22 protein-coding genes and 1 pseudogene are annotated in these 20140 nt (G+C 69.5%); 14 read left to right on the top strand and 9 right to left on the bottom strand.

The features are described from left to right. The first annotated feature begins 2 nt into the window (after nt 1–2). From ABT254_RS18200 to ABT254_RS18185, 4 genes are all read left to right on the top strand, one after another. The gene (locus ABT254_RS18200; RefSeq protein WP_351470606.1) at nt 3–320 is read left to right on the top strand and encodes a hypothetical protein; all 318 of its coding nucleotides are present in this window, start codon (nt 3–5) and stop codon (nt 318–320) included. Between the two features lie 2 nt (nt 321–322). After that, nucleotides 323–499 (top strand): pRL2-8, encoded by a 177-nt coding sequence (locus ABT254_RS18195; RefSeq protein WP_502971995.1) that lies wholly within the window; start codon nt 323–325, stop codon nt 497–499. Between the two features lie 138 nt (nt 500–637). Beyond that, entirely contained in the window at nt 638–2764 is a 2127-nt protein-coding gene (locus ABT254_RS18190) for an FtsK/SpoIIIE domain-containing protein (protein WP_351470603.1), read from the top strand. A 204-nt stretch (nt 2765–2968) separates the two neighbouring features. Then, nucleotides 2969–3436, top strand: a complete 468-nt coding sequence (locus tag ABT254_RS18185; protein WP_351470600.1) for a hypothetical protein — start codon at nt 2969–2971, stop codon at nt 3434–3436. A gap of 22 nt (nt 3437–3458) precedes the next feature. Here the strand turns inward: ABT254_RS18185 and ABT254_RS18180 are convergent, their stop codons facing one another. Further along, the gene (locus ABT254_RS18180) at nt 3459–3878 is read right to left on the bottom strand and encodes a hypothetical protein (RefSeq protein ID WP_351470597.1); all 420 of its coding nucleotides are present in this window, start codon (nt 3876–3878) and stop codon (nt 3459–3461) included. Further along, a complete protein-coding gene (locus tag ABT254_RS18175) occupies nt 3856–4545 on the bottom strand; it encodes a hypothetical protein (protein ID WP_351470594.1) in 690 nt (229 codons plus the stop codon). The genes ABT254_RS18180 and ABT254_RS18175 overlap by 23 nt, the downstream gene beginning before the upstream one ends. A gap of 262 nt (nt 4546–4807) precedes the next feature. Here ABT254_RS18175 and ABT254_RS18170 point away from each other — a divergent pair, with 262 nt between their 5' ends. The 5 genes from ABT254_RS18170 (at nt 4808) to ABT254_RS18150 (ending at nt 9815) form a co-directional block, all read left to right on the top strand. Then, on the top strand, nt 4808–5548 hold the full coding sequence (locus ABT254_RS18170; RefSeq protein ID WP_351470591.1) for a class I SAM-dependent methyltransferase: 741 nt from the start codon (nt 4808–4810) through the stop codon (nt 5546–5548). Continuing rightward, on the top strand, nt 5545–6384 hold the full coding sequence (locus tag ABT254_RS18165; RefSeq protein WP_351470588.1) for a bifunctional DNA primase/polymerase: 840 nt from the start codon (nt 5545–5547) through the stop codon (nt 6382–6384). Before ABT254_RS18170 ends, ABT254_RS18165 begins: the two co-directional genes overlap by 4 nt. Beyond that, nucleotides 6381–7865, top strand: a complete 1485-nt coding sequence (locus ABT254_RS18160) for an AICE element replication initiation protein (protein ID WP_351470585.1) — start codon at nt 6381–6383, stop codon at nt 7863–7865. The genes ABT254_RS18165 and ABT254_RS18160 overlap by 4 nt, the downstream gene beginning before the upstream one ends. A 453-nt stretch (nt 7866–8318) precedes the next feature. Further along, entirely contained in the window at nt 8319–8507 is a 189-nt protein-coding gene (locus ABT254_RS18155; RefSeq protein ID WP_351470583.1) for a helix-turn-helix domain-containing protein, read from the top strand. A gap of 72 nt (nt 8508–8579) precedes the next feature. Next, complete coding sequence (locus ABT254_RS18150; RefSeq protein WP_351470580.1) at nt 8580–9815, top strand: tyrosine-type recombinase/integrase; 1236 nt, start codon at nt 8580–8582, stop codon at nt 9813–9815. A 90-nt stretch (nt 9816–9905) separates the two neighbouring features. Here the strand turns inward: ABT254_RS18150 and ABT254_RS18145 are convergent, their stop codons facing one another. Further along, on the bottom strand, nt 9906–10433 hold the full coding sequence (locus ABT254_RS18145) for a DUF4232 domain-containing protein (protein ID WP_351470577.1): 528 nt from the start codon (nt 10431–10433) through the stop codon (nt 9906–9908). A 161-nt stretch (nt 10434–10594) separates the two neighbouring features. On the opposite strand from ABT254_RS18145, the gene ABT254_RS18140 reads away from it, so the two are divergent. Beyond that, nucleotides 10595–11521 carry an oxidoreductase gene (locus ABT254_RS18140; protein ID WP_351470574.1) on the top strand — a complete coding sequence of 309 codons (927 nt, stop codon included), beginning with the start codon at nt 10595–10597 and terminating at the stop codon, nt 11519–11521. Nucleotides 11522–11537: 16 nt separating this feature from the next. Here the strand turns inward: ABT254_RS18140 and ABT254_RS18135 are convergent. After that, nucleotides 11538–12290 (bottom strand): annotated as a pseudogene (locus ABT254_RS18135) (SDR family NAD(P)-dependent oxidoreductase); the annotation flags it as partial. A 38-nt stretch (nt 12291–12328) separates the two neighbouring features. Between ABT254_RS18135 and ABT254_RS18130 the strand changes: the two are divergent. Further along, entirely contained in the window at nt 12329–12589 is a 261-nt protein-coding gene (locus ABT254_RS18130) for a ribbon-helix-helix domain-containing protein (RefSeq protein ID WP_351470571.1), read from the top strand. Further along, on the top strand, nt 12586–13020 hold the full coding sequence (locus tag ABT254_RS18125) for a PIN domain-containing protein (RefSeq protein ID WP_351470568.1): 435 nt from the start codon (nt 12586–12588) through the stop codon (nt 13018–13020). Before ABT254_RS18130 ends, ABT254_RS18125 begins: the two co-directional genes overlap by 4 nt. A 16-nt stretch (nt 13021–13036) precedes the next feature. On the opposite strand, the gene nirD is transcribed toward ABT254_RS18125, so the two are convergent. The 3 genes from nirD to ABT254_RS18110 are packed head-to-tail and all read right to left on the bottom strand — an operon-like array spanning nt 13037 to nt 17219. Further along, nucleotides 13037–13387: a nitrite reductase small subunit NirD gene (gene nirD, locus ABT254_RS18120; RefSeq protein ID WP_351470565.1), complete on the bottom strand. Its 351-nt coding sequence runs from the start codon at nt 13385–13387 to the stop codon at nt 13037–13039. Further along, complete coding sequence (nirB, locus tag ABT254_RS18115; protein WP_351470562.1) at nt 13384–15993, bottom strand: nitrite reductase large subunit NirB; 2610 nt, start codon at nt 15991–15993, stop codon at nt 13384–13386. Before nirB ends, nirD begins: the two co-directional genes overlap by 4 nt. Further along, on the bottom strand, nt 15993–17219 hold the full coding sequence (locus tag ABT254_RS18110) for an NAD(P)/FAD-dependent oxidoreductase (protein WP_351470559.1): 1227 nt from the start codon (nt 17217–17219) through the stop codon (nt 15993–15995). The genes nirB and ABT254_RS18110 overlap by 1 nt, the downstream gene beginning before the upstream one ends. 253 nt (nt 17220–17472) lie before the next feature. On the opposite strand from ABT254_RS18110, the gene cpt reads away from it, so the two are divergent. Next, nucleotides 17473–18006, top strand: coding sequence for a chloramphenicol phosphotransferase CPT (gene cpt / locus ABT254_RS18105; RefSeq protein WP_351470556.1), 534 nt, complete (start codon nt 17473–17475; stop codon nt 18004–18006). Here cpt and ABT254_RS18100 read toward each other — a convergent pair. Beyond that, nucleotides 17990–18613: a class F sortase gene (locus tag ABT254_RS18100; RefSeq protein WP_351470552.1), complete on the bottom strand. Its 624-nt coding sequence runs from the start codon at nt 18611–18613 to the stop codon at nt 17990–17992. The genes cpt and ABT254_RS18100 overlap by 17 nt on opposite strands. Nucleotides 18614–18730: 117 nt before the next feature. After that, entirely contained in the window at nt 18731–19258 is a 528-nt protein-coding gene (locus tag ABT254_RS18095; protein ID WP_351470549.1) for a GVDTG sorting domain-containing protein, read from the bottom strand. Between the two features lie 279 nt (nt 19259–19537). On the opposite strand from ABT254_RS18095, the gene ABT254_RS18090 reads away from it, so the two are divergent. Further along, nucleotides 19538–20137 (top strand): NADPH-dependent FMN reductase, encoded by a 600-nt coding sequence (locus tag ABT254_RS18090; protein ID WP_351470546.1) that lies wholly within the window; start codon nt 19538–19540, stop codon nt 20135–20137. The last annotated feature ends 3 nt before the right edge of the window (nt 20138–20140 follow it).

Below are 20140 nucleotides of genomic sequence, written 5' to 3'. Positions count from 1 at the left end.
CCATGGGCAAGCCCAACACCCGTCGCCTGGACAAAGAGATCCAGCGCACTCAGCGCAAGATCGAAGCGGTGCAGAACGAGGAGATGTGGCCGCTGACCGGCCAGGAGCGGCGCCAGGTCGCCCGCGCCCTGGTCGGTGGTTCCTACCGCGTCGCTCGTGGCAAGAGCGCAGGTCGCGCCGAACGCGCCCTGGAAAACGTGTGGAACGCCGTGAACATGCGGCTGACCGCGGAACTGACCGCGTTGCAGATGGAGCGGCAGCGCATCGTCACCCAGGCCGCGAACGACAAGGCCGCCAAGAAGTCCTCAGGGTGGTGGTGACCGTGGCCGTCAAGCCAACGCCTCCTGGCCAGTGCAGGCAGTGCTGGCAGCACGCCTACGACCGGAGCATCCACCGCAAGCTCAAGCCTCGCGAGGACTGCCTGCCGTGCCTGGACCACATGCACAACGGCCACCCTCCGGAGCAGATCGTGCCCAAGAAGGAGTCGAAGTGGTGGTGACCGCACCCACCACCCGCACCCCGCGCCGCTAGAGCCCTCCTGCTCGCCGCCGGGGCGGCCATCCCTGCCACGGACCCACCCGCCCCGGCGCCTTCCTCAACTCCCGCCCCGATCGGGGCAGTCAGGAGCACCCCAAGCATGTCCGAGAACGTCGTTCACCTGCACAAGAACCCCGAACCGGCCCCCGACACAGCCGAGTCGGCGAGTGTGACCACGCTGACCGTGGTCCCCGACCCGGCCCCGGCCAAGCCGGTGCCGCTGTGGGTGCGCTCCGGCCGCGCCGTGCGCACCGTCGTCACCCACGAGACCACCAAGACGACCGTTCGCGCGGTTGCCCGCCACGGCCTGTACACGTTCAACGGGGGCCGGATCGTGGCCCGCCGCACCTGGGACGGCCGCACCGGTTCCCGCTACGAACGCATGCTGCGGGCCGCTGAGGCCGCCGGGAACTACGAGGTGGCCGAGGAGTGGGAGGAGCGGTTGCAGCGCTTCCGCGAAGCGAGGCACCGCCGCCGCATGGACCTGCTGCACTCCCCGCTGGACGTGGCCAAGGGGGTCGGGGTCGGCGTCGGCATGAGCATCGGTGTGCTGGTCGCGCTTGGGGTGGTCATGGCGATCAACAATCATGACGTCGCCGACGTCATCACCCCGCTCGCGGCCACGATCGAGTTCATCGGCACCCTGATCCGGATCGTGCAGATCGTGTGGGGTCCCGCCCTCACGATCGGCCCGTTGCTGGCCCTGCTCGCCCTGTGGGCCGTCGGCAGCAAGCAGCAAGCCGCACCCGCATGGGCCCTGCCCGCCAACGTCCGGGGTGGCGAGGGAGAGCCGATCACCCCGTCCATCGTCGTCAAGGCCCTGCGTGACCTCGGGGTGCCCGCACTGCGCAAGGCGATCACGGAGATGGGCGACGCCGGCGCCTCGATGCTGGGTCCCATCCGGATCGCCGGATGCGGCGTCGAGGTCGACGTCACCCTCCCGTCCGGGGTGTCGACGATCGAGGTGCAGAATCGGCGGCGCAAGCTGGCGGAGAACCTGACCCGGCACGAGCACGAGGTGTTCATCACCATCCCGCAGGCCGCCCGCACGGTCCGCCTGTGGATCGCCGACTCGGGTGCGTTGGACGAGCCGATCGGCCCCTCGCCGCTGGTCACCGACGAGACGATGACCGCCGACTACGCCAAGGGCCGCGCCCCGTGGGGCCAGGACCTGCGCGGCGACGCGGCAGCCCTGAGCCTGTATCAGCGCCACCTGCTCATCACCGGCCTGTCCAACCAGGGCAAGACCGTCGCCCTGCGCTCGCTGGCGCTGTGGCTGTCGTTGGACAAGTCGGTGCAGTTCCTCATGGGCGACCTCAAGGGTGTGGGCGACTGGGCCATGTTCGACGGGCTGGCCACCACGCTCATCCAGGGGCCGACCGATGAGCACGTGATCCAGGTGACGGAGATGGTCGAGGGCGCGGTGGACGAGATGAACCGCCGCATCCAGGCCCCGCCCGGCACCACTTTCCCGCCGCTGATCGTGCTGGTCGACGAGGCGCAGGTCGCGTTCATGTGCCCGGCCAAGGACGAGGAGAAGCGCCCTTACGGCGGCTCCAAGGCCAACTCCCGGTACTTCATGGCCGTCCGCAAGATCCACAACCAGGGGCGGGCCGTGAACGTCCTGATGTGGCAGGGCACCCAGGACCCCACCAACGAGAACCTGCCCAAGCTCGTGCGGGAGGGCGCCCACACGCGCGCTTCCCTCGCCCTGGGCACCGAGTCACAGGCCCGCATGGCCCTGGGAGACAAGGCAGTCGACGGCGGGGCCGCGCCGAACCTGCTGCGTCCGGGCCTGGACCGGGGAACGCTGGTCGTCGCGTCTGACGGCATCGCCATCCCGGCCGGCCAGTCATCGATCACGGTGCGCACGCACTACATCGACGACGACGCGGCCACCGCCATCACCGACCGCGCCAAGGCCCTGCGCGACGGAGTCACCACCCTGCACGCCATCGAGAAGGGCGTCGAGCGTGACCGGCTCGCGGACATCGCGTCCGTGGTCGGCGACGCCACGCGGGTGCGCACGCAGGACATCCTCAAGCGGCTCGCGGTGCTCGACCACGACGCCTACGGCAAGTGGTCGTTCCTCGACCTCAAGCGCGAACTCGACGGCACCGGAGCCGAGCCCTACAAGTCCGACGGCGTCATGGTCGTCGGCCGCGACCGCCTCACCCGCGCCCTCGCCAACCGCGACGACGAGGGTTCCGCTTCCGCCTCCAACTGACAGGGAAGCGAGGGGTGCCGGGGCAGGGAGGCAGGGAGAACTCCCTGACCCCCTCCCTGCCCCGCCTCCCTGGCCCTGACCTGCACAAATGATCGTTCAGGGAGGCAGGGAGGCACCCCAGGCCAGACCCCTGAAACCCCCTCCACAGCGCCCCCGGAAGGGGGTGTCGCTGCCTCCCTGACCCACTGCCGGAAGGGATTCCGCATGTACCCCGAACACGTGAGCCGCGCGCCCGCTGAGCGGGCCGTGGAAGTCCACCACCCCACCCCCATCACCCCCGCCGCCATGACGCCGGCCCCCCTGGTGCCCATCCAGCCGGGCGCCGTTCCGACGGTGGCGAGCATCGTCCTGCCCGACGGCCGCGTCGTCACCGGCTACGCCATGAGCCCCGTGCAACCCGAACCGGTCGTCGCGGTGAAGCCTCCCGTGTCGCGTGCGGCGGTGAACGTCGCCCTCGGGGGCGTCGGGTTCCTCGCCGTGTGCGGCGGACTGCTGCTGCTCACCACGTTCATCGCCGCCCTCACGGCGCTGATCACTCAGCTCATCACCCTCGCCGCCGTCATCTTCGGCGGATACGTGGCCGTGCAGATCTTCAAGCCCGGCGAGGCCAAGAGCGGCAACACCTTCCACATCCGCAAAGCGATCTTCAAACGAAGCACCTTTAACAGGTGATCGCTGTGCAGCTGAGAACCGTTCAGACCATTGGGCTGCCGGACTGAGGCGGAGATGGGGAAGGTGCCTGACTGTTACTCAGCGATCGGAGCGCCGACACTGTTCCAGCAACGCTCCTTGAATCAGGCACCTTCTTCAGAACGAAAATCGTGACTGTATTGATCAGGGTGGGACCAGCCAGAATTCCGGCGGCCCAGAAGTTCTCCCGGATGCCGAAGAATATGCATCCTCCTACCGAGAGGATCGAGATTGCGATTCCGGCAATCAGCCCTGTCATCTCTCGCCTGTGGCGCAGCTTTTCGGAGAGAATTCGCTCTTTGTGCGTTCGCTCCATTTGCGGCTCCAGGAATGCTAAAGCCGCTTTGAGGTGAGAGGCCGGCAGTTTGGACCATTGTCGGGCAAACTGCAACGCAAGCGATTCATCCGTTGGCTGCTGGGTCACTTCCCGGCCTTTCTCCTCTGCGCGGCGCGGGCAACCCGGCCATTTCTGGGTCGTAGGGCTCCGACTCGCCGGGGGGTGCATCATCCCCCCAGGTCCCGTCATCAGGAGTCCCATCTGGCGGTGGCCCAAGAGCGAGAAATAGTTCGATCAAACCTTCATTGAGCTGTACCGCCGAGAGATCAGCTTCCAAGCCGGACGGAATCGTTGGAACATCGAAACCATCCTCCGAATTCACCTCAAGCGACGACAAGTTGGCGGCAGCAGCAAGAATGGACGACAGTGTCTCCGATATTTCGGATGCCGTTCCGGTTTCCAGATCCGCGTCAAGAGCCCGCACTTGCCTTTCGCGCCCGAGGGCCCCGAGCATGGCTTTTTGATAGTCCAACCCTGAAAGGCGAGGGCGGATGCCGAATAGCCGCTTCAATCTGGCGAAGCGCGTTGGCTCTGCATCCGACCAGTAATGCTCCAAAAGGTGGGCAGAGATCGCACTCTTTCCGCCCCCTGGGCTGGTGACGAAGAGCCTTACTCCCTCAAGGCTCACCTCTGTCTTCGAAAGGGACTCAAGGAGTTTTTCGCCGTCGATCCTACGACTCTCCCACAGCGGCCTTAAGGACTCTGCGAGCTCCGCGCCGTCATCCTCTGGTGTTTGGCCCTCTGGGTCGCTCACTCAACCACCCCCCGTAGACAGCCCTGACTCTCTCCTCAAACGGGGAGAGGTTACTAGATCAAGATGACGTTCTGGGCAAGAGTTCGAATGTTACTCATATTGATTACTTTCGATCGGATGATCGGAGAGTTGCCCGGAAGATTTCGATTGAGATCGTCGGCAGTACCGCTGCCGATCAGAACGCCAAGGGCGGCCCTCGCTCGCCAAAGTCCGGGCCGCCCTTGTCAGCCAGTCACCCATCAAGGAACTGGAGACCTCCAGCATGACCGACCCGACTGACATCCGGCGAGTGCCGGACCTGTCCCGGCCCTTCCGTGTCCTGGACGGCTGCTGCTGCATCGGCGGCGGCACCGAGGGGTACCGGCGCGCGTTCGGCGCCACCTGCCACATCACCGGCGTGGACATCGCGGCTCAGCCCGACTACCGGGGCGACGCCTTCCACCAGGGCGACGTCATCGCGTTCATCCGCGACCGTGGCCACGAGTTCGACTTCATCCACGTCTCCCCGCCCTGCCAGGGCGAGGGAGCCCCCACCAAGGGCACCAATGCGGCGCGCAACGCGGCGATCGGCCGCACCTACCCCCGCCTCATCCGCCCGGTCCGGGCCGCGCTGGAGGCGACGGGCCGGCCGTACGTGATCGAAAACGTGGCCGGCTCCGAGGTGCGCAAGGACATCCGCCTGTGCGGGGAGATGTTCGGGCTCGGGGTGCTCATGCACCGCTACCTCGAACTCGGCAACTGGACAGCCGTGCAGCCGGCCCACCCCGCGCATCGGGGCAGGGTTCGCGGGTGGCGCCACGGCGAGTACTTCGAGGGCCCGTACGTGGCCGCGTACGGCAAGGGGGGCGGCAAGGCGACCGTGGAGGAGATCCAGTCGGCGAAGGGCATCGACTGGTCCACCGATCACCTCCGGCTCCGGGAGGCCCTGCCGCCCGCCTACACGGAGTGGATCGGCCGCGCCTTCCTCGACACCCTCACCCCCACGTTGGGGGTGGCGGCGTGAGCCAGAACCAGCGCACAGCGCTCGAACTCGCGGCGGCCGGCGTGCCGGTACTGCCCCTGCGGGCGGGCAAGCTGCCGTTCGGGAACTGCCGCTCCTGCGCGAACAACGCATGCGGCGGCCGGCCGAACATGAAGAACCCCGGACCCTGCACCTGCCGGCAGCCCTGCCACGGATGGGCTGCCGCCACCCTCGACCCCCACGTCATCAACTCCCCGGCGTGGGCACGCGTGTGGCGGGAAGCGGCGGCGGTCGCCTACCACCCCGGCGGCGCCGGCCTCACCGTCGTCGACCTCGACAACGCCGACTCCACCGCGTGGGCACGCGCGAGCCTGCCCGCCACCCGCACCGTGCGCACGACTCGGGGTGAGCACTGGATCTACCGGGGCACCATGCCGTCATCGAACGCTGTCCGGCCCGGCGTCGACATCAAGTCCCTTATGCAGTACGCCCGTTGGCTGGGGCCGGGCTCGGGCGTCACGGCCGCTCTCCCGGACGTCGTGCGCGCCCTGGCAGTAAAGGAGCCGACCCCGGCCCGCAGGCCGTCACAGACGCCCACAACGCCCCTGAGGGGCAAAAGCGGAGAATGCCGACACCGCACGCCCGCCTACCTGGAGCGTGGCATCGCCATGGCGGAGCAGCGCATCACCGAGGCCACCAGCGCCATCCACGCGACTGTGTACCGCACGTTCCTCGCCGTGCTCTCCACGCACGGCCGGTGCGGCTGCCTCACCGACGCGCATGTCGCCCGGCTGTTCACCGCTGCTCAGGCCAAGGGCGAATCACTGCGGCACTGCACCGACGCGTGGACCAACGCCCGCACCGCACTGGGGATGTGACCGTGTCCGACGACGACGAGAAGACTTCGGCCCGCAAGGTCATCACCGACTACGCGCAAGCGCACTTCCGGTACTTCCGCACCATCGACGGCACCGTCTACGCGCAGAAGAACGGCCACCCCGTCGCCCGGCCCATCCGCTCCCAGGGCACCACCGGCAGCCACCGCCAAGAACTCATGGTCGGCCTATTCAAGGACGGCATCGGCGTGTTCAACGGCACGGCACTCAAGGAGGCACTCGACTTGATCGAAGCACTCGCCCTGACCGAGGACGTACAGCCCACCCACATCCGCGTCGCCCCGGGGTTCGACGGTGCGACCTGGCTCGACCTGGGCCGCACCGACGGCAAGTCCGTCCGCATCCACCCCACCGGATGGGACATCCGCACCCCCGACCCGCAGGAAGTCTGCTGGCGACGCACCCAGCTCACAGGCGAACTGCCCCTGCCCGCCAAGGACACCAACGGCAAGGGCATCGACCTCCTGCTCGGCCTGTGCAACTTCGCCGGCGCCGAGACCGAATGCCTGGCACTGGCCTGGCTGATCGGCTGCCTGGAACCCTCCGTCCCCGTCCCCGCACCCTTCCTCACCGGCCCGCAGGGGGCGGGCAAGTCCACCGGCGGCCGGATGCTCGTGCGGGTCATCGAGGGGATGAGCGGCGACCTGCGCCGGGCCCCGAAGGACGAAGAGAACATGATCACGGCCGTGGCTGCCGGATGGGTCACCGCCCTGGACAACCTCTCCCACCTGCCCCCGGACCTGTCCGACCTGATGTGCTGCATCGTGACCGGTGCCGAGAGCATCAAGCGCGCGCTGTTCACCGACGGGGACGTCGTCCGCTCCCGCTACCGGCGCCCCATGCTGCTGACCGGTATCGACGTCGGCGTCATCCGGCCCGACCTCGCCGAACGCCTCCTCCCGCTGCGTCTCGTGCGGCCCCGGGTACGGCGCACCGAGGCAGAGCTGTGGGCGGAGTACGCGGAGATCCTGCCCGTGGTTCTCGGCTCCCTGCTGGACCTGACAGTCAAGGTGCGAGCCGCTCAGGCGGACACCCCCACCGACCTGCGGATGGCAGACTTCGCCCACCTGTGCGCGCAGCTCGATGCGGCCACCGGCTGGGCCTCGCTGGCCGCGTACCGGGCCAGCCTCGACGACCTCAACGACGACGTCATCGAAGGTGACCTGCTGGCGCAGACGGTCTTGAAGCACGCCGCCGGGCTCGACGAGGGGGCGGAAGTCCGCATGACGTCCTCGGAGTGGCTGCACTGCCTCACCACCCTCTACAGCGGCGAGGAGTGCCGTCCCCTGCCCAAGGGCTGGCCCACCACCGGCAAGGTCCTCTCCGACCGCCTCAAGCGGCTGCAACCCACCCTCGCCGCACGCGGCGTGCTCATCGATTCGGGGCGCACCCGAGAGGGCCGCTACATCGAGATGACCCGCGCCCCTGCGCTCGCCCCCCACCAGCAGGAAGCAGCGTTCTAACCCGCTACCGGCGCGGCGCGGACAAGCAAGAAGAGCACCCCCGCCCGGCGGCGGGTGCTCCTCTTGTTGTTCCGGCGGCTTGCCGCCGCAGAGTCGTGCCGCTGCGCGGCTCCGCATTCGTCCTGAGCCGCACCACACCACCAACAGACCCCCTCTTTTTTCCTAAGTAGGGAAGCGCTGCGTCACAGCGTCACACGATCATGAAACCCGACCCGTGACCTGCGCATACAGGCGTGACGCAGACGGCCCCCATCTGCGTCACGCCGCGTCACCTGCGTCACGCGCGACGGACAGCCTGCGTCACGCGTGACGCACCCCCGGAGCCCTGCGTCACGCAAACCCGCAGGTCAGAGCCCCGGTTGACGCACGTGACGCGGTGACGCAGAAATCCGCACTTCGGACGCACGCGGCACCCTGATCGCCCGCCACGCCTGGTTTTTCTGGAAGGACGTCATGAAGAGGTACTTGACGACATCGGAAGTCGCCGAGCGCTACCGCACGTCGCCCTCAACTGTCCGCTACTGGCGTTACGCCGGAACCGGCCCGCAGTGCTTCATCCGGCGTGGTCGACATGTTCTGTACGACGCCCAAGCGCTCGACAAGTACGACGCTGAAGAGATGGGAGGCCGATGCGCAGCATGATCCGGGACGGCTACCAACCCCACGAACCCCGCTTCGCTACTGACTCGGTTTGCCCTGGGGGGAGGGGAACTGATGGCTGACGTGTACGACCGATGGCACCTGTCCCGCCCGCCGGCCAACGCCGAGCCGTGCACGGTGCACAGCACCAAGACCCAGACGGTGTTCCCCAGCGCTGAGCATGGCGTAGGGCAGCGATGGCAGGTGCGCTACCGGGACTTGTCCGGCAAGCAGTGCAAGGAGAACTTCGAGAAGAAGACAGCGGCGGACTCCCGGGCCGCCAAAGTGAAGGCGGAACTCGACGCCGGCACGTTCGTGAACCGCGAGCTGGGCAAGCAGAAGTTCCGGGACATCGCTGAGCGCTGGCGGGAGACCGCCATTCACCGTGAGCGGACCGAGACGAACGTTGAGCGGGCGCTACGGCTGCACATCTATCCGACGTTCGGCAGTCGGGAGATCGGCCGGATTGGGCGGGCAGATGGACAGAAGTGGATCAAAGAAAGGTCTGAGGTCATCGCACCGTCGACCTTCGCGACGCCCTGGAACGTCTGTACCAGCATCCTGAAGATGGCCCACCAAGAAGGGATCATTCCAAAGTACCCATGGGAGGGATTGAAGCCCCCCGAGGTCTTCTATCCGGAGATCCACCCGCTTCACCCGGAGGCAGTGAAGGCGCTGATCGTGACCGCGTCTCCCCGGTATCGCGCCTTGGTGCGGCAAGCTGCATCGACCGGACTGCGTCAGGGCGAGTTGTTCGGACTGGAGGACGGAGAGCCTGCCGAGACCGTGACGGTCAAGCAGCAACTGATCGGTCCCGACAAGGGGGTGCCGTACCTCGGGGAGCCGAAGACCAGGCAGAGCTACCGGTCTGTTCCTCAAGGGCGTTCGGTCGTGGACGAGATCACAAGGCATCGAAAGGAGTTCCCGCCGCAGGTCGTCTACATCGAGGATCGGACGAACCCGAGAAAGCCCGTGTGGCGTCACGCTCGTCTGCTCTACACCAGCGCGACCGGAGGGGCGATCCGGCGTGGTAGCTGGGCGAAGGTGTGGGCCCGCAACGTCAAACGGGCGAACACCTACCTGCAAAAGTCCGGCAGCAGGGCCCGTGTCCCCGAGGACGCGACCCTTCACGATCTGCGGCACTTCTACGCCTCGGTCCTGATCAAGAACGGGGCGACACCGAAGCAGGTGCAGATGAGGCTTGGTCACGCTAAGCCATCGATCACGCTGAACGTCTACACCCATCTGTGGGAGGCGGAGGCGGACCGAACGGCCGACATGATGGAGGCAGCCTTGAACGATGTGCCCTGACTGTGCCCTCTGACGTCTCGGTATGGCCGACTTCCCAGGTCAGGAAGTCGGCCATACACCTTGTGCGGAGGTGCCGCCCCTTCGGGCTGCTCAGAGGGTGCCCTGGGTGTTCACCGGTCCGATCTGGAAGAGGTGGGAGCAGATCGTCCAGGGAGCCGGGATCAGGACCGCGTTGTACGAGGCCGGGGGATAGACCCGCAGATAGGTGCCGGTGCGCAGGCAGGGGCCGCCGATGGGGCCGTTGGTCGTACGGATGACCGCGGAGACGGTGTGGGCGGGGGCGAGTGCGACGGTGGCGTAGGGCCGGCCGCTGTGCGTGGCCGCCGGGCCGATCTGCCGGTGCGCCGGGTCCAGGGCGCTGACCCCCGGATAACCGCGCAGGGTGCAGCTCGTCGCACTGGTGTTGGTGAACCGGATCGGCCAGTAGACCGAGCCCGCCGCGCCCTCCTTGCGCCCCATGGAGACGTAGAGGTCGCTCACGGCACAGGTGCGCAGTCCGTGCGCCGCCGTCGCCGCCGTCGCGCTCCATGCCGCTCCGGCGCCCGCGAGCCCCAGGAGGCCGGCGGACAGGAGGGCGGCTATGCCGCGTCGGGATCGTCGCTGAGAGTGAACAAACATGGCATATCCGCCTCCGTCGGGCGAATGGGTGGATGTGTGTGTTCTGTTGGATGAGTGCCCGGCGGAAAAAGTTGTACCGGATGGGGGGCGAACCCCACGGACGACATGCCCGGACCCCTCTCCTACGCTGGGAGGCACCCGTACGCGGAGGGAGTCCATCCATGTCCGGCTGGAACGAGAAGGCCGTCCCCGACCAGAGCGGGCGCATCGCCGTGGTCACCGGGGCCAACAGCGGCCTCGGCTACGTCGTCGCCCGGGAACTGGCGCGCAAGGGTGCGCGGGTGGTGCTCGCGTGCCGCAGCGAGGTGCGGGGAAACGCGGCGGCGGACCGGATCGTGGCCGAAGTGCCAGGAGCCATCGCGGAGTTCGCTCGGCTGGACCTCGGGGACCTCGGCTCCGTACGGGAGTTCGCGGCCTCGTACCGCTACGACTATCTCGATCTGCTCGTGAACAACGCCGGGGTGATGGCGCTGCCCTACGGGACCACGGCCGACGGGTTCGAGACGCAGTTCGGGGTCAACCACCTCGGGCACTTCGCGCTCACCGGGCTGCTGCTGCCCACGCTGCTCGACACTCCCGGCGCCCGTGTCGTGAGCGTCTCCAGCGGGATGCACGCGGTGGCCAACATCGACATCGACGACCTCAACAGCGAGCGCCGCTACCGGCGTTGGATCGCGTACGCCCGGTCCAAGACCGCCAATCTGCTCTTCGTCCACGAACTCGCGCGCCGACTCGCGGCACACGGCGCGGACGTGGTGGCCGCGGCGGCCCACCCCGGGTACGCAGCCACCAACCTGCAGGGTGCCGCACCCCGAATGGAGGGGCGCAGGCTGGCCGGGCGGGTGGTGGAGCTCGGCAACCGGGTCTTCGCGCAGTCGGCGCAGGCCGGCGCGCTGCCCCTCCTGTACGCGGCCACGGCACCGCACGTACGGCCGGACTCCTTCACCGGACCGTCCCTCATGATGTGGCGCGGGGCGCCCGCCCCGTCCTGGCGGGCGCCGTGGACGCTCAACGACACGGCGGCGGAGGGGCTTTGGGCCGCGTCCGAGCGGCTCACCGGGGTGACGTACGACGCGTTGAAGGTGTGACCGGGCCCGTCCCGCGTCAGGCCGTCGCCCCGCTGTCCACCACCAGGTCCGTGCCCACCACCGACGCCGCGTCGTCCGAGGCCAGGTACAGGACCGCTGCGGCAATCTCCTTCGTGGCCGAGATGCGGCCGAGGGGCAGTGTGGCGCCGGCCCGGGCGGCGCGGTCCGCCTCCGTCTCGCCGGGGCGCAGCGACATCGGGGTGTCGGTGGCGCCGGGGCTGACCACGTTGATGCGGACGCCCTCGCGGATGTGGTCGAGGGCGGCGCCCTTGCTGAGCGCGGTGACGGCGGCCTTGGAGGCGGCGTACGCGGCGGCCCCGGGGATGCGGGCGTGGGCACCGAAGGTGGAGGCGACGTTCACGATCGCGCCACCGGACGGCTGAGTGCGCATTCGGCGGATCTGGGCCTGGAGGGCGAGGAAGACGCCGGTGACGTTGATGTCGAGCTGGGTGTGCCAGTCGGCCTCCGGCAGGTCGGCGAGCGGGCCGCCCCGGAACACGCCCGCGTTGTTGACCGCCACGTCGAGCGAGCCGAAGGCTTCGACGGCCGCCTCCACCAGCGCCTGGTTGTCGGCGGTGGCCGACACGTCGGCGGTGACCGCCAGCGCCTTGCCGCCCCGGTCCTCGATCAGCCGGACCGTCTCGTCGAGCGGTTCCCTCCGGCGTCCCGCCACGACGACCCGGGCGCCCTCCGCCGCGAACGCGAGCGCGATCGCCCGCCCGATGCCGGAGCCCGCGCCGGTGAGGAGGGCGGTCCGGTCGGAGAAGCGCCTCTCGGGTGGTGCGAGTTGTGTACTACCCTAGGTACATGACACTCAAGCGGACCAACGTCTACGCCGATGCCGAGGACCTCGCGATCATCAAGGAGGCCGCGGAACGCAAGGGGATCTCAGAGGCGGAGATAATCCGCGAGGCGATTCACTTGGCTGCGCTGGCTGAGCGCCGGTGGGACGAGCCGGCCGTGACACGGAAGTTCCGCGGCGGCAGTACGCCCATCGACAGGCAGGCGGTCCGGGACGCGGTGGTCGAGGGCGTCATGCGTAGGCGTGCCAGGAACGAGGACGCGTGATCGTCGTCGCCGATACCTGCGCGATTCTTGCGGCTTACGACGAGGACGATGCGGACTCGGCGGGCTGCGAACGGGTTCTGAACGAGGCGTCTCTCGTGGTGGTGTCTCCTCTGGCGCTCGCAGAGTTGGACCACATGGGCACGGCGCGGTTCGGCCGAGAGGGCGCCTGCTTCATCCTCGGCGAGATCCGGCGAAACGCCGGAGCGCTGCGCTACGTGATCCCGGAAATCACGGTGGACATGCTGGACCAGGCCGAAGGCGTACGCGACCGGTACGCGGACCTCGACCTTGACCTCGCCGACGCGGTCGTCGCCGTGCTGGCCGCCGAATACCGCACGGACACCGTGCTGACGACGGACCGGCGAGACTTCCGAGCCATACGGCCGCTCACGCATCACAAGGCGTTCCGCTTGCTGCCCGACGACGCCTGAGCGGCCCGGGCGTCCGTCAGGAGGCCCGCACCTCATACGTCGCGATCCGCACCGACTCGTCGTCCAGGCACTGCCCCGTCAGCAGGTCGAACCGCTGCTTCAGCAGGGGCGAGGCGACGAACGGGCGGCCCTGGTGGGTGCCCGTGAGGCCACGGGAGAGGACCGCCGCGCCGCCGAAGGGGTCGCGGTTGTCGATGGCGTACAGCTCGCCGTTGCGGTCGCGGAACAGGGCGGCCTGGCGGCCGTCGGGCAGCAGCGCGGCCACGCCGCGGCCGGGGATCAGCTGGTTCAGTTCGCAGACCGCGAACCAGTCGTTCTCCAGCTGCAGTTCGACCTTCAGGTCGGTGGTCTCGGGTGCCAGGGTCATCGCTGGGCGCTTCCTTCCAGGAGGTCTTCAGAGGGGCGCATGCCGATGGACAGCAGCGGCAGGTCGGGCTTGATCTGGTCGCGCTCCGGGACGAAGCCGACGACCGGGTCGGGGGTGTCGGGCGCGTTCACGAAGGACACGAACCGGGCCAGCTTGTCCGGGTTGTTGATGGTGGTCGCCCACTCGTCGGCGTAGTTCGCCACGTGGTCCGCCATCAGGGACTCCAGCTCCTCGCAGATGCCGAGGGAGTCCTCCACCACCACGTCGCGTACGTGGTCCAGGCCGCCGGGGATGCGCTCCAGCCAGGTCGAGGTGCGCTCCAGGCGGTCCGCGGTGCGGATGTAGAACATCAGGAACCGGTCGATCAGGCGGATCAGTTCGGCGTCGGACAGGTCCTGCGCGAGCAGGTCCGCGTGGCGCGGGGTGGCGCCGCCGTTGCCGCCGACGTACAGGTTCCAGCCGCCCGCGGTGGCGATCACACCGAAGTCCTTCGACTGGGCCTCGGCGCACTCACGGGCGCACCCGGAGACCGCCGACTTCAGCTTGTGCGGGGACCTCAGGCCCCGGTAGCGCAGCTCCAGGTCGATCGCCATGCGGACGGAGTCCTGGACGCCGTAGCGGCACCAGGTCTGGCCCACGCAGGACTTGACGGTGCGCAGGGCCTTTCCGTAGGCGTGTCCGGACTCGAAGCCGGCGTCCACCAACCGGGCCCAGATCAGCGGGAGTTGCTCGACGCGGGCGCCGAACATGTCGATCCGCTGGCCGCCGGTGATCTTCGTGTAGAGACCGAAGTCACGGGCGATCTCACCGATCACGATGAGGCCCTCGGGGGTGATCTCACCGCCGGGGATGCGCGGGACGACCGAGTACGAGCCGTTCTTCTGCAGGTTGGCGAGGAAGTGGTCGTTGCTGTCCTGGAGGGCCGCCTGCTCGCCGTCCAGGACATAGCCGCTCGCGCCGATCGTCGGGGCGAGGGAGGCGATGATCGAGGCGACGGCCGGCTTGCAGATCTCGCAGCCGTCGCCGCCCCTGGCCTCGTCGCGGCCGTAGCGGTCCAGCAGGTCCTGGTAGGTGTTGACGCGCAGGGCGAGGACGATCTCGTAGAGCTCCTCGCGGGTCTGCGAGAAGCAGCCGCACAGGCCCTTGTCGACCTCGACGCCGGACGCCTCCAACTCGGCCGTGACCAGCTGGCCCAGCACCTTGACGCAGCTGCCGCAGGTCGTACCGGCCTTGGTGCACTTCTTCACCTCGGGAACGGTGGTGCACTGGTGGTCGGTGACCGCGGCGCGGATGGTGCCCTTGCGGACGTTGTTGCAGGAGCAGATGATCGCGTCGTCCGGCAGCGCGGTCGGGCCGAGCTGGGCCGACTCGCCCGCCCCGGCCGGCAGCACCAGCGACTCGGGCGAGACCGGCGGCACCGAACCGGTGAAGGCCTTCAGCGTGCCGTACGCCTCCGCGTCACCGACCAGGATGCCGCCGAGCAGCGTGCCGTCCCGGCCGATGACCAGCTTCTTGTACAGGCCGGCTCGGGAGTCGGAGTAGACGACGTCCAGGCAGTCCTCGGTGGTGCCGTGCGCGTCGCCGAAGGAGGCCACGTCCACGCCGAGCAGCTTCAGCTTGGTGGACAGGTCGGCGCCGGTGAACGCCGCCTCGTCCTCGGCGATCGTCGCGGCGGCCGTCTCGGCCTGCTCGTAACCGGGGGCGACCAGGCCGTACACCCGGCCGTCGGAGGCCAGAGCGCACTCGCCGATCGCGAAGACGTGCGGGTCGGAGACCGTACGGCACTGCTCGTCGACCGTGATGCCGCCGCGCTCGCCGACGGTCAGGCCGCAGTCGCGGGCCAGCTGGTCGCGGGGGCGGACACCGGCGGAGAACACCACCAGGTCGGTGGCGAGTTCGGAGCCGTCGGACAGCTTCATGCCGGTGACCGCGCCGTCCTCGCCGACGACGATCTCCTGGGTGCCGACGCCCGTGTGGACGGTCAGGCCCATCTCCTCGATGGTGCGCAGGAGGGCCGCGCCGCCGCCCTCGTCGACCTGGACGGGCATCAGACGCGGCGCGAACTCCACGATGTGGGAGGTGAGTCCGAGACCCTTCAGCGCACCCGCGGCCTCGAGTCCGAGCAGACCGCCGCCGACCACAGCACCGGTCGTCGCCTTCGTCTTCGCGTACTCCTCGATCGCGAGGAGGTCCTCGATCGTGCGGTAGACGAAACAGCCCTCGGCGTCCTTGCCCGGGACCGGCGGCACGAAGGGGTACGAGCCGGTGGCCAGGACGAGGGTGTCGTACTCGAAGACCTGACCGGACTTCGCGGTCACCTTCTTCGCCTCACGGTCGACGGTCTGCGCCGGGTCGCCGACGTACAGCTCGATGCCGTGGCCGTTGATGAACTCCATGTCGGTCATGGAGAGCTCCTCGGGCGTCTTGCCCGAGAAGTACGAGGTGAGCGCCACGCGGTCGTACGCGGGACGAGGCTCCTCGCACAGCACGACCACGCGGTGCGTGGCGGTCAGGCCGCGCGCGGCGAGCGCTTCGAGGAAGCGCTGGCCGACCATGCCATGGCCGACGAGCACGATCGTGGGGGTAGCCCCGCGAGTGGCGGACATCAGGAGCCTCCATCGTTGGTGAGCAGGTGGAGCAGAGGGGCACCGTCGGCGGGGAGCGGCTCTGCCCCCTCCCAGGCGCGGGCGAGTGCGCCGACGGTGCCGAGTTCGCCGACGAGGACCCCGCCGACCAGGCGGTCGTCGCGGACGACGACCTTGCGGTAGGTGCCACGGGTGGCGTCGGCCAGCTGGACGACGTCGTCGCCGGGCCGGGCCTCCGTCTCGCCGAACGCGGCGAGGTCGAAACTTCCCAGGGGAGCGTCGTGCCCGGCGAGCGTGAGCCGGGTCAGGGCCCGGGTGCCGGTGTAGCGGGCGCTCGTGCGGCCGGACAGCAACTCGGCCAGGACTTCCGCCTGTTCGAGCGCCGGGGTGGCCAGCCCGTACACCTCGCCGTCGTGCTGTGCGCAGTCGCCGACGGCCCGGATGTGGGGGTCGGAGGTGCGCAGCTCGTCGTCGACGACGATCCCCTTGCGCACGTCGAGGCCGGCGATCTGCGCGAGGCCCACACGGGGGTGCACCCCGCAGGCCAGCACCACCAGGTCCGCGTCGAGGGCGTACCCGTCGTGCATCTCGACCGAGCGGACCGCGCCGCCCACGCAGCGCACGTCGCGCACCCGGCACTCGGTGTGGATCTCGACGCCGAGGTCCTTCAGGTGCCGCTGCACCAGCTTCGAGGCGTTCGGGTCGAGCTGGCGCTCCATGAGCCGCTCGCCCTGCTGGGCGAGGACGACCTGGGCGCCGCGCCGGGCGAGCGCGCGGGCCGCGGAGACCCCGAGGAGCCCGCCGCCGATGACGACGGCCTTGACCCCCGGCCGTACGGCCTTCGACAGCCCCAGGCAGTCGTCCATGGTCCGGAACGCGTGCACGCCCTCGGGCAGCACATGGTCGGGGGTGAACAGACCGCGCAGGGGCGGGAGCACCGGGTTGGAGCCGGTGGCCAGGACCAGCGTGTCGTATGCGATCTTCGAGCCGTCCGCGCACTCGACGGTCCGCTCCTCGCGGTCGATGCCGATGACCCGGGCGCGGGTCAGCTCCGCGGGCGCCGGCAGCGCGATCACCTCGGGGCTGTACCGCCCGGCCAGCACTTCGGCGAGAAGCACCCTGTTGTACGGGCGGTGCTCCTCCTCGCCGATCAGCGTCACGGGCGTGCCGAGCTCACCGAGCCGCCGGGCGAGACGGACGCCCGCGAGCCCGGCGCCGATCACCACCACACGCGTATTCGAGGTCATGTCTAGGAGCGTGCGGTGCCGGTGTTACCCGGCAGCATCACATCTGTTTCCCGCGAGGAACGCTGCCCTCAGCTCAGGCCCGGCGAGGGTGTGAGGGTTCGGAGTGCACGTCGGGGGTGTGATGTGAGGTGGCGGCGGCCTCGGCACTGCCGCCAGCCGGGTTCCGTGCAGGCACCATCGTCTACGACGCCCTGGCCACGGGCAGCCCGAAAACGGGTGGGGAGCGTTCCGCCCGTTCCCCTACGGTGGCCCGATGGCGACCCAGGTGATCGTGCTCAACGGCGGCTCCAGCTCCGGCAAGTCCGGGATCGTGCGGTGTCTGCAGGAGGTGCTGCCAGAACCGTGGCTGGCGTTCGCGATCGACACGCTGGTCGACTCGATGCCCGCGTCCCTGCGGGCCTCGCTCGTCGCACCGGACGGCGGGGTGAGCGTCGGACCGGAGTTCCGGCGGCTTCAGACGGCATGGATGGAGGGCGTCGCGGCCACCGCCCGTGCGGGCGCCCCGGTCATCGTCGACGACGTGTTCCTCGGCGGCGGGCAGTCCCAGGAGGGCTGGCGGAAGGTTCTCGTCGGCCTGGACGTCCTGTGGGTCGGCGTGCGCTGCGAGGCCGCGGTGGCCGCGGGCCGGGAGATCGCGCGGGGCGACCGGGTGCGGGGGATGGCCGAGCAGCAGGCGGAGCTGGTCCACCGGGATGTGCAGTACGACGTCGAGGTGGACACCACGCACACGGAGTCGCTGAGCTGCGCACGCACCATCGCGGCGGCGGTGCTCAGCGGCTCGCGGTGAGGTGGGCGAACACGACCACGTTTCCCTCGTAGCCGGTCGACCGCGAATACCCCCCGCCGCAGGTGATCACCCGCAGCTCGGGGCGGTCCGCGGCGCCGTACACCTTCTCGTCGGGAAAGTGCGCGGCGTCGTACACCTCGACCGCGTCCACCGAGAAGAGCGCCGTGCTGCCGTCCCGGCGGTCCACCTCGATGCGGCCGCCCTTCTTCAGGGCGCCGAGGTCGTAGAAGACGGCGGGGCCGTCGGCGTTGTCGACATGGCCCGCGACGACGGCGGTCCCCTTCTCCCCGGGGGTGGTGCCGGCCTCGTACCAGCCCGCGAGGTTCCTCTTCGCGGCCGGCGGTACGCCGAGGCTGCCGGAGGGGGTGAGCGCGAGGCCCATGAGGGGGGCGTCGACATGGATCGACGGGATGCGGATGCGGTCGGGCGGTGAGGGCGGCAGCGCGGGCGCGCCGCGCGGCTGGCCGCCGTGACCGGAGCGGGCCGCCTGCGCGGCGGACGGCTGCGGCGGGGCGTGCGTCCCGGCGCCGCCACCGAGCAGCCAGGCGCCGGAGCACAGGGCGACCACGGTGACGGTTCCTATCGCGCCGTTGCTGACTCTGCGCACGCGAGCCTCCTACCTGACTCGAGCGGTCGTACCCGGCCCCCTCCGAGCCGCGAGGGGCGTCGGACCCGGAGGGGGAGGGACATGCGGTACCGGTGGACGGACAGCGGAGGGTGTCCGTCAGATCCCGTCGCCTCTCGCCCGGCGATGCAGGAGCCAGGTACCGCCCGCGGCGGCAACGGCGAGAGCCGTCACGCCGGCCGCGGTCTGCACGGGATCGGGGCCCAGGGCGCCGCCGACCCCCGTCTTCACACTTCCGTGGGGCTCCTGCCCATGGCCCGCGGTCAGGGTCACCACCAGGTCGCCCGTGACCTGCCGGTCGCCCTCGGCGCACTTCGCGACGATCTCGTACGTCCCCGGCTGCGCGCTCGGCGGCACCCGGAACTGCCCGACCGCCTCACCGTCGTGCGCACTCGGCGCCAGGGTGAAGACACCGGCCCCCACCGCCCCGGCGTCACCCGCCGCCGTACCCTCCGTGCCGCATTCCGCGGTGTTCACCGTGATCTGGGTGCCCGGCACGGCCTGGGAGGGGAAGACCTCCAGACCACCGCCACCGCCGTCGTCATCGGCGTACGCGGGCGCGGCCACGAAGCCCGCCGCTGCGACGGCGAGGGCGGTACCGGTCAGCAGACGGGCGGTACGTCGCATCGATGCTCCTCCGAGCTCTCTTCGGTGTCCCCTGCCCTTCCGAGGTAAGTGCCAGCGGCGCGAGCCCGCTTCCTGAAGGTCTGTCAGAAATGCGGTGAATGGGTGTCAGATCCGTGCGCGGCAGGGCCCCTCGGGCGGAATTTCAGCAGGTCACCGGCGTGCGACGGAGGCTCCGTGGAACAGCACCCGATGGGCGCAGGGCGCACGTGTGAACGGGTGACCCGATGATCACGGCTACGGCTTGACCTCAATCAAGGTCGAGGTACGAGGCTGGGCCGCATGCAGATCACAGACGCACCCATCGAAGCCGAAACCCCTCTCGCCGTCACCCTTGTCATCGGCAGCAACAGGCACGGACGCTTCGGCCCCGTCGTCGCCGACTGGCTCCTGGACCGTATGCGCGACCGCGACGACCTGCTCCCCGAGGTCGTCGACGTGGCCGAAGCGGACCTGCCCACGACCTTCGCCCCGACCTCCGAGGCGATGGCGGCGCGCTCCTCGGTCACCCCGAAATTGGCGGCCGCGGACGCCTTCGTGGTCCTCACGCCCGAGTACAACCACTCCTACCCGGCCGGCCTCAAGAACCTCATCGACTGGCACTTCACCGAATGGCAGGCCAAGCCCGTCGCCCTCGTCTCCTACGGCGGTGTCTCGGGCGGCCTGCGCGCGGTCGAACACCTCCGCCAGGTCTTCGCCGAACTCCACGCGGTCACGATCCGCGACACGGTGTCCTTCCACAACGCGGGGGCGTCCTTCGAGGAGGGCCGCCTCAAGGATCCCTCGGGTCCCGAGGCGGCGGCGAAGGTGATGCTGGATCAGCTGGGGTGGTGGGGGAGGGCGTTGCGGGAGGCGCGGGAGAGGCGGCCGTACGGGCAGTAGACC

This window comes from Streptomyces sp. NPDC001137 (assembly GCF_040298885.1).
Classification (GTDB): domain Bacteria; phylum Actinomycetota; class Actinomycetes; order Streptomycetales; family Streptomycetaceae; genus Streptomyces.
The sequence above is the reverse complement of the archived record's forward strand: the minus strand, read 5'-3'. Positions and strand labels throughout refer to the sequence as shown.

Excerpts from the sequence above, each read along its gene's own strand:
- ABT254_RS18095 (WP_351470549.1), bottom strand. The coding sequence starts at position 19,258 with ATGCGACGTACCGCCCGTCTGCTGACCGGTACCGCCCTCGCCGTCGCA.
- ABT254_RS18150 (WP_351470580.1), top strand. The coding sequence starts at position 8,580 with ATGGCTGACGTGTACGACCGATGGCACCTGTCCCGCCCGCCGGCCAAC.
- ABT254_RS18110 (WP_351470559.1), bottom strand. The coding sequence starts at position 17,219 with ATGACCTCGAATACGCGTGTGGTGGTGATCGGCGCCGGGCTCGCGGGC.
- ABT254_RS18130 (WP_351470571.1), top strand. The coding sequence starts at position 12,329 with ATGACACTCAAGCGGACCAACGTCTACGCCGATGCCGAGGACCTCGCG.
- ABT254_RS18200 (WP_351470606.1), top strand. The coding sequence starts at position 3 with ATGGGCAAGCCCAACACCCGTCGCCTGGACAAAGAGATCCAGCGCACT.
- cpt (WP_351470556.1), top strand. The coding sequence starts at position 17,473 with ATGGCGACCCAGGTGATCGTGCTCAACGGCGGCTCCAGCTCCGGCAAG.
- nirB (WP_351470562.1), bottom strand. The coding sequence starts at position 15,993 with ATGTCCGCCACTCGCGGGGCTACCCCCACGATCGTGCTCGTCGGCCAT.
- nirD (WP_351470565.1), bottom strand. The coding sequence starts at position 13,387 with ATGACCCTGGCACCCGAGACCACCGACCTGAAGGTCGAACTGCAGCTG.
- ABT254_RS18090 (WP_351470546.1), top strand. The coding sequence starts at position 19,538 with ATGCAGATCACAGACGCACCCATCGAAGCCGAAACCCCTCTCGCCGTC.
- ABT254_RS18145 (WP_351470577.1), bottom strand. The coding sequence starts at position 10,433 with ATGTTTGTTCACTCTCAGCGACGATCCCGACGCGGCATAGCCGCCCTC.
- ABT254_RS18170 (WP_351470591.1), top strand. The coding sequence starts at position 4,808 with ATGACCGACCCGACTGACATCCGGCGAGTGCCGGACCTGTCCCGGCCC.
- ABT254_RS18140 (WP_351470574.1), top strand. The coding sequence starts at position 10,595 with ATGTCCGGCTGGAACGAGAAGGCCGTCCCCGACCAGAGCGGGCGCATC.
- ABT254_RS18190 (WP_351470603.1), top strand. The coding sequence starts at position 638 with ATGTCCGAGAACGTCGTTCACCTGCACAAGAACCCCGAACCGGCCCCC.
- ABT254_RS18155 (WP_351470583.1), top strand. The coding sequence starts at position 8,319 with ATGAAGAGGTACTTGACGACATCGGAAGTCGCCGAGCGCTACCGCACG.
- ABT254_RS18185 (WP_351470600.1), top strand. The coding sequence starts at position 2,969 with ATGTACCCCGAACACGTGAGCCGCGCGCCCGCTGAGCGGGCCGTGGAA.